General features: G+C 49.6%; 5 protein-coding genes. 3 read left to right on the forward strand and 2 right to left on the reverse strand.

Annotated features, from left to right (window positions below):
* Positions 1–22 precede the first annotated feature (22 nt).
* Entirely contained in the window at positions 23–2533 is a 2511-nt protein-coding gene (locus I6E40_RS02795) for a hypothetical protein (RefSeq protein WP_235385350.1), read from the reverse strand.
* A 939-nt stretch (positions 2534–3472) separates the two neighbouring features.
* On the opposite strand from I6E40_RS02795, the gene topA reads away from it, so the two are divergent.
* From topA to speA, 3 genes are all read left to right on the forward strand, one after another.
* Positions 3473–5791, forward strand: a complete 2319-nt coding sequence (gene topA / locus I6E40_RS02800; RefSeq protein WP_235385351.1) for a type I DNA topoisomerase — start codon at positions 3473–3475, stop codon at positions 5789–5791.
* 120 nt (positions 5792–5911) lie between these two features.
* On the forward strand, positions 5912–6469 hold the full coding sequence (locus I6E40_RS02805; protein ID WP_235385352.1) for a shikimate kinase: 558 nt from the start codon (positions 5912–5914) through the stop codon (positions 6467–6469).
* Positions 6466–8358: a biosynthetic arginine decarboxylase gene (gene speA / locus I6E40_RS02810; RefSeq protein ID WP_235385353.1), complete on the forward strand. Its 1893-nt coding sequence runs from the start codon at positions 6466–6468 to the stop codon at positions 8356–8358. The genes I6E40_RS02805 and speA overlap by 4 nt, the downstream gene beginning before the upstream one ends.
* 157 nt (positions 8359–8515) lie before the next feature.
* Here speA and I6E40_RS02815 read toward each other — a convergent pair.
* Positions 8516–8874: hypothetical protein (locus tag I6E40_RS02815; protein WP_235385354.1), on the reverse strand; the 359-nt coding region annotated here is incomplete at its 5' end.

Here is an 8874-nt window from a genome sequence, read left to right on the forward strand (position 1 = left end):
TGTAATATTCTTGTTTTTATGATTACTTAATAAATACCTTCTTGCCTTCACTAGTTACGAACACACCGTTAGCAGGATAAAGCACGCGACGTCCATTGAGGTCAAAGTACTGTACATTACCTTCTGCATTATTCACAACGTCTGAGATGCCAGTCATGTTGCCGAAATTGAAAGAGAGGGCTGCGGCGGGATTAACGATGTTTGTTGCAGGAAGATATGCCTTATTGGCAGGAACAGAAGTGATGGTGGCTTTGAGGAACTTCACTTTGTTTGCGTCGGTAGCATCCACACCAAGCATATAGTTGTCATCTGCAGTGAAACCAATACGTTTTGCAGTAGCGGCAACGAGTTTGTTTTCCAAAGTCTTGGTTGTAGATACAATATCAAGGTTCACAACCTTACCACCTTCATAAACAAGCACAGCACCTTCATTGGCAGGAATGATGCCGTCCTCGATTTCTGTAAGCGTCAGGACATCTCCTTCTGCTACTCGACCGTAGTATGCTTTTACACCGCTGGAAGCAGGTACTTGCACTGCAAATGGGAAACCAACAGAGGCATAACCGCTAGAAGAGATGGTCACAGGAACAGAAGAAACCTTTTCCAACTGCCAATAGCTACCAGCGTCGTTATCATTGTTGCCATTATAGTCACAGATGATATTATTATCATTACCTTGGAATGCGTTGATACGATGACCGGAAATCAACATTTGGAACTTGGTCTTTCCATCGTTGCCAGTGAATGTGGCAGAGGGGAAAGCCTTGAACAGATAGGAGCCACCGGCAGCTACATTAATCGGCATATCAAGACCGCTTGACACGTAATCACTCATATTGCATTTTGTGTTGGCATTGCGAATCTTGAATGTGCCATCGCCATTTGATTCCAACTTCCAAAGCATAGGAACAAACGAACCATCAGAAGTCACACGACGAACCACGCGATCAATGCTGTTGTCTGCAGCATAAGAGGAAGAAAGATTACCATCTGTTCCCACAAAAATATTTTCAGAGGAAATGTATTTCTTATTGATGGTGTTTGCATTCACAATGCGATAGTAGGTGTCAGCATTGATATCAGCTGCAGGTACGTTCAGGTTGTCATATACAGCATCCAAAGCAGCGAACGTGGTTACTGAAGCGGCTGCGGTGGCTGCGGCAGAAACATCTGCAGCAGTACAAGAAGTGACATAGGTTTCATCTGCTTCGTTTGCGGTGGTGTTACCAATAACATCTTTACCCACAGCAAGCAAGTTTGCATTAGTTTCCACATTCCAAATGCGGAAGCAAGAGCCCTTATCATTTTTCGAGCCACTACTATTCCACACACCAAGACGGGCATTAGCCACACCACCTTTGCGTTCACTGGCATTCAGATATTGATTGCCGGAACCTGTCCAAAGGCTGAAGCCTGCTTCACCTTGTGAACCGTTGTAATCACTATTCTGTGCAAAATAGAAAGTGGTTCCGTTGGCAGCACCAGATTCCAAAGTTGCAAAACCGCTTGCCCATTTGAGATAACGATTTTGACCCTTATTGTAGAGTTTTACACCGGTACCGTCTTGTTCAAAACTCCAAACAGCGTTGTTGAAACTTGCATAATCTGCCAAATCTGTGGAATTAAACGCTGATGGCACTGTCATCACATGCCAAGCAGCATCATCAGAATCGTAGTATGCTTTTACGGTTCTTGTGCCTTGATTCATAATCTGAATTGCATACCACGTTTTACTTTCGGCAGTGGAGAAAGAAACGGGAATAGTACCAGTCAAAGTCGCAATGTAATTGAACTCGGTATTGGTCTCACTAACGACTAAGTTTTCAGGAGCTGTAATAGTGTAATAATAGGAATGAACCGGACTATATGATATGGTGGTACCATCTTTGAGATAAGAGGTCTGGTTATAGAACTCTTCATCACCACAAGTTAGTTTTACAGTGGTTCTGCGGAACGTAACAGTTTCCTCGGAGAGAGTGACAGGTACAATCTTATATCCGGCATTAGCGCCTTTACCCTGCCAACCAACAAATTGGCCGTCTTGCATGTCAAACCAGACATTGTTTCCAGAGTTCTTTACATAGAAAGTACCTGCAGAAGCACCGGCTCCATCTACGTTTGTCGTGCTAATGACGAAAGAAGAGGGAGAAGTGGTTTCTTGTGCATAGCAAGCACCATCAATAACCGGTTTCATATAGATTCCGGAAAATGCAGTTTCAAAAGTGTAGGTATTCTCAGCATCAGCCACTTTGTGGAAAGTAAACACTGCCAATCCGTCTGTCTCATCGTCAGCTGTGAGTGATGCATCGTTGTTGAGTTTCAAAGATGCAAGACCATTCAATTTGATATACTTGTTTTTGCCGACTGAAAGGAAAGCATAAGTTCCACCGTCGGTGATGTCAGACAAGTTGGTCACAGCGGCTCCTACACTCGCAACTTTGCGATAAGAATAGGAAGGATTTGTTTGCGCGGATGCTGAGCCGACGCACACCAGCATCAGCATAAGCGACAAGAAAAAAGTAATTCTTTTCATGTTATAAAAATTGATTGATTAAAAGTAATTCTCAAAAGAAGGGCGACCGAACGCGGAGAGGACGGACGCTAAAGGGAAAAACCACAAAAGGCGGCAGAACACGTCTGTCACCATACACTAACGGAGGGATTAGTGGGCAGTTTTCACAGATATAAAAGTAATTCAAGTGTACGCAGCAACAAGCGAGAGGCACGGACGCAAAAGGTGAAGGAGCACTTCCCGTGTGCCAAATCGCTGTCAAACACGCGTTTTTCGTGGGCAAAAGTAACAACCTTTTCGTTCACGACAAACTAAGATTGAAAAAAATTACATTTTTCTTACATTTCTTGAAGCACCCCTTTCCACAACCCGCCAACAGTACTCTGACGCCGACAATCACCTGACACCTCTTTAACGGTGGTGTCTGAACGGCGTCACACAAGAGGGTGTGTCAAAATGCACATTTGGGATACACCCTCGAAGGTGCGTCAGAATGGCTAAGATGCAAGGCGCTGAGGATGAGGGCGCAGGGAGTGTACTGAAGTACATGACCAAGCCCGAATCCAATAGCAACGAAGCAGATTGGCTATTGGGGTGTTCTATAAATTACGGGATAAGGAACGTTCAAAAGAAAGTGCTTACGTTTTGGTTGCTTTTCGCTTCTTAGCGCGCCCTTTTGTAAGTTTCGTCAGTCACATAGCCCGCTATGCTCCTTCCTCAACTGACAAAAGTTCATCTCTAAGAAATCAAAAATCAACTCAACCTAATTTTTAGCCCCCCTATTATGACACACCGCCGTGAACACGAATTGAACGAATCACGAAAGAATGAGGAACTCTCACGAAGAAACCCATTTGTGCATTCTGCGTGAGAAAAAACTCCCAAATCTGCGCTTTCTCAGCGTGAGGGACGAGCATAAAGCAATTTTTCCCTACTTTTGCAGCCAAAATTCAATGAATCATGCAAAAGAACTTAGTCATCGTGGAGTCTCCCGCGAAAGCGAAGACCATTGAGAAGTTCCTCGGAAGTGACTTCAAAGTGATGTCCAGCTACGGACACATCAGAGACCTGAAAAAGAAAGATTTCGGGGTGAACCTGAAAACTTTTGAACCACAATATGAGATTCCCGCCGACAAAAAGCACGTGGTGAGCGAACTGCGCGCCCAGGCAAAAAAGGCAGAGACCATCTGGCTCGCATCCGATGAGGACCGCGAAGGAGAAGCCATCTCTTGGCACCTCGCCGAGGTGCTGGGACTCGACCCGAAGGAAACTAAACGTATCGTGTTCCACGAAATCACCAAATCTGCCATCCAAAACGCCATCGAAAACCCGCGACACATTGACCTCCATCTCGTCGATGCGCAACAGGCGCGCCGTGTGCTCGACCGACTCGTGGGTTTCAAACTCTCCCCGGTGCTCTGGCGCAAAGTGAGACCGAGCCTCTCCGCAGGACGCGTACAGAGCGTGGCAGTGAGACTCATCGTGGAACGAGAAAGAGAAATCAATGCGTTCAACGCCACTCCTTACTATAGAGTGACCGCCGCCTTCCTCACCGCCGCCCAACACGCCGCACTGCCGGAAGCGGAACTGGACACGCGCTTCGCCGACGAGAAGAATGCCACGGACTTCCTTGAAGCATGCCGAAACGCTGCCTTCCAAGTGGAGAAGGTCGTGCAGAAACCCGTGACACGCACACCGGCACCGCCGTTCACGACTTCCACACTCCAACAGGAAGCCGCACGCAAGCTGGGATTCCCCGTTGCCGTCACGATGCGCGTTGCACAGACGCTCTACGAAGCGGGACTCATTACTTATATGCGTACGGACAGCATGAACCTCTCTGACTTCTGCAAAAAAAGCTGCGAAGAGGTCATCAAAGAGACCATGGGGGCGAACTATCACAAACGACGCGCTTATCACACCCATGCCAAAGGGGCACAGGAGGCACACGAAGCCATCCGACCCACGGACATGCACCGCACGGACATCGAAGGAACCACCCAGGAGCGACGACTCTATGAACTCATAAGAAAACGCACGCTCGCCTGCCAAATGGCAGACGCGGAACTGGAAAAGACCACTGCCACCATCGCCGTGGGAGGACGCAACGAAAAGTTCACCGCAGAAGGGGAGGTGGTGAAGTTCGACGGTTTCCTCCGCGTCTATCGCGAGAGCCGCGGAGACGAGGACACCGAAACCGCCAACGATTCCGCCCAAGGTCTGCTGCCCGCCATCGCGGAAGGCGACGCCTTGCAACTGAAGACAATGAAAGCACGACAGCGCTTCACTCCGGCGCCACCGCGCTACTCGGAAGCGTCGCTCGTTCACAAACTGGAGGAACTGGGCATCGGACGACCTTCCACCTACGCACCGACCATCTCGACCATACAGCAACGCGAATATGTGAAGAAGGGGGACACAGAAGGCTCACCCCGCCCCTATCGCGAAATCATCTTGAAAGGTGGAAACCTCACCGCGGCAGAACTGACGGAAAACACGGGAGGCAACCGAGGCAAACTGGTGCCCACGGACACGGGCTCTGTGGTGAATGACTTCCTCATGGAATATTTCCCGGAAATCATGGACTACCACTTCACGGCAAACGTGGAGAAGGACTTTGACGAGGTGGCAGAGGGAAAGATGAACTGGACGAAACTCATCAGCGACTTCTACAACCAACTGGAGCCGGTGGTGGAACGCACGATGAAGGAGCGAACCGACCACAAGGCGGGAGAACGACTGCTGGGAACAAACCCTGCCGACGGAAAACCGGTGTCGGTGAAAATCGGACGCTACGGACCACTCGTGCAAATCGGCACGCCGGAGGACAAAGAAAAACCGCGCTTTGCGAACCTGGCTCCGGGACAAAGCATTGAAACCATCACACTAGAGGAAGCTCTGGAACTCTTCAAACTGCCCCGAACACTGGGGGAACACGAAGGACAAACGGTGAAAGCAAACTCGGGACGCTTCGGTCCATACGTGCAACTGGGCAAACTCTTCGCCTCCATCCCGAAAGGGGAAGACCCGATGACAATCGACCTGCCACGCGCACTGGAACTGCTCACCGCGAAAAAAGACGCGGAAGCGAAAAGCCACCTGAAAACATTTGAGGAGGACAAGGAACTTGAAGTGAGAACAGGACGCTTCGGACCTTACATCTCCTGGAAAGGAAAGAACTTCAAACTTCCCAAGAAGGAGGCAACAAGAGCCGCGGAACTGACCTACGAGGAGTGCCTCGCCATCGTCAAAGCGGAATCGCAAAAGAAAAAGAAATAAGAAACGGGGACCGCATGCTCTTTCCAATCTTTGAAGGGTGTTCTTAGGTTGAAAAAGTCATCTCTTTCTCTTGAACACTCCTTATTCCATAGTTTACAGGACATTCCCTGAACTCCCAATATGCTAAATTCAACTTCAAACACATGGATACAGCGTCCCGCCATCATCTTGGTGGGCTACATGTGCGTCGGAAAAACCACCATCGGGAAAAGTCTGGCGAAGCAGTTGGGATGCACCTTCTACGACCTGGACTGGTACATTGAGGAGCGTTTCCGCACCAAGGTGCCCCGCATCTTCGCCGAACAGGGAGAAGAGAAGTTCCGAGACATGGAACGACGCATGCTCCACGAGGTGGCAGAGTTCCAAAACATCGTGCTCTCCTGCGGAGGAGGCACTCCCTGCTTCTTCGACAACGCGGACTACATGAACTCCATCGGAGAGACCTTCTATCTCAAAGCATCCCCGGAGACCATCGTCCGACACCTCGCCATCAGCAAAGGGGAACGACCGCTGCTGAAAGGAAAATCACACGAAGAACTATTCAATTATATCTCGCAACAAATTGCCGAACGAGAACAGTTTTATCTAAAAGCCAAACATATCATTGACGTCAATACGCTTGACGCCGAAGAAAAGGTGGACAGCGTGGTCAGAAAAATCATCGACTACACAACATGAGAAAGTGGAGAATTGAAGATTCAGAAGAACTCTACAACATCAAAGGATGGGGTGTCAACTACTTTGGCATCAACGAAAAAGGACACGTTTTCGTCTCTCCATCTAAAGACGGAACGAAGGTGGACCTCAAGGAGGTCGTGGATGAACTCAACTCACGAGACATCACCGCACCCGTGCTCCTCAGATTCCCGGACATCCTTGACAACAGAATCGAAAAGACATCGGACTGCTTCAACAAAGCAGCGGAGGCATATAACTACCAAGCGGAGCACTTCATCATCTATCCCATCAAGGTGAACCAGATGAGACCCGTCGTGGAGGAAATCATCAGCCACGGAAAAAAATATAACCTCGGACTCGAGGCAGGCTCCAAACCGGAACTCCACGCGGTGCTCGCCACCAACATGGACTCCGACAGTCTCATCATCTGCAACGGCCACAAGGACCAGAACTTCATCGAATTGGCTCTGCTCGCACAGAAAATGGGAAAACGCGTCTTCCTCGTCGTGGAGAAACTCCCGGAACTGGATGCCATCGCACAAACCGCCGAAAAACTGGGCGTGCGACCGAACCTGGGCATACGCATCAAACTGGCAGCATCCGGAACGGGGAAATGGCAGGAGAGCGGCGGCGACGCCTCTAAGTTCGGACTCAACTCCTCAGAACTCCTCGAAGCACTGAGGAAACTGGACGAGATGGGAATGCACGACTGCTTGAAACTCATCCACTTCCACATCGGCTCACAAATCACCAAAATCCGACGCATCTCCACCGCCCTGCGCGAAGCAGCACAGTTCTACGTGCAACTCCACGCACTGGGCTTTGACATTGAATTCGTCGATTGTGGCGGCGGACTGGGAGTTGATTATGACGGCACACGCTCCAGCAACTCCGAAAGTTCTGTGAACTATTCCATTCAAGAATATGTCAACGACTGCGTCTATACCTTCGTCGATGCTGCCAACAAAAACCAAATTCCGCACCCGAACCTCATCACCGAAGGCGGACGCTCCCTGACGGCACACCACTCGGTGCTCATCGTTGACTGCCTCGAAAGCGTCAGCATGCCGCACATGGACGAGGACTTCCAACCCGGAGAGAATGACCATCAACTGGTTCACGACCTGACCGAAATCTGGGACAAACTCTCGCAACGCTCCATGCTGGAGGACTGGCACGACGCACAGGACATCCGAGACGAAGCACTCGACCTCTTCCGACACGGAATCATTGACCTCAAAACACGTGCTCAAATCGAAAGCCTCTACTGGAGCATCACACACGAAATCAGCGAACTCGTCCACCACATGAAACACGTGCCGGACGAACTCCGCAAACTCGACAAGTCCATGTCGGACAAATACTTCTGTAATTTCTCACTCTTCCAGTCTCTCCCTGACTCTTGGGGCATCGACCAACTCTTCCCCATCATGCCCATCGAGAGACTGAACGAACGCCCCACCCGTTCAGCCACCCTGCAGGACATCACGTGTGACTCCGATGGAAAAATTTCTGCCTATATCAACTATAATCAGCAGACATCCTACATCCCACTCCACCCCTTCAAGGACGGAGAGCACTACTACATCGGCTTCTTCCTCGTCGGCGCCTACCAGGAGATTCTCGGCAACATGCACAATCTCTTCGGCGACACGAACGCAGTCCACATCACTGTCGATGAGTCGGGCTACAGCATCGACAAAACCATCGACGGCGAAACCGTGGCAGACGTGTTGGAATATGTGCAATACGACCCGAAACGACTCGTGCGCCGCCTCGAAAGTTGGGTAAGCAAGGCTGTGAAAGAGGAACGCATCACCGTTGAGGAGGGAAAGGAGTTCATCTCAAACTACCGCTCCGGACTCTACGGCTACACCTACCTTGAATGATTCGACGCAACGGGGAAGACGACAAGGCTTCCTTTTGAATGCTCCCTATTCCGTAATTTATAGAACAACTTTTGTTCGTTTACCGGACAGCCATTCTTCACGTTTTTAGAACACCCCATACTTCAAAAAGGAGTGCCCCACACGGAGCACTCCTTTTTCATATCAAGATTATTATGGTTTCGCGGAAGTAATAGTTCAAAAAGAGAATCGGCGCGAAAGCTGAGAAACCGCGAACCCTAAAATTCCTCGCAAAATCTGCGAGCCTAAATACTCCTCGCGAAATCTGCGAAATCCGCGAAATCTGCGAGCCTTTCAATCTTCCGCTAAATACTCGCCGCGAAATCGCGAGCTTTTCAAAACTCGGCGAAAAATTCGCAGCGAAATCTGCGAGCTTTTCAAAACTTGCGAAAAAACTCGGCGAAATCCGCGAGCGAAAAGCACAAGATGGAAACAACCTCCGACGAAACTGGTTCATCGGAGGTTGTCCTATAAGCTGGCGGCGACCTACTCTCCCAC

Origin of the sequence: Prevotellamassilia timonensis, assembly GCF_021531665.1 — a bacterium.
GTDB lineage: Bacteria > Bacteroidota > Bacteroidia > Bacteroidales > Bacteroidaceae > Alloprevotella.

Excerpts from the sequence above, each read along its gene's own strand:
- I6E40_RS02795 (WP_235385350.1), bottom strand. The coding sequence starts at position 2,533 with ATGAAAAGAATTACTTTTTTCTTGTCGCTTATGCTGATGCTGGTGTGC.
- topA (WP_235385351.1), top strand. The coding sequence starts at position 3,473 with ATGCAAAAGAACTTAGTCATCGTGGAGTCTCCCGCGAAAGCGAAGACC.
- I6E40_RS02805 (WP_235385352.1), top strand. The coding sequence starts at position 5,912 with ATGCTAAATTCAACTTCAAACACATGGATACAGCGTCCCGCCATCATC.
- speA (WP_235385353.1), top strand. The coding sequence starts at position 6,466 with ATGAGAAAGTGGAGAATTGAAGATTCAGAAGAACTCTACAACATCAAA.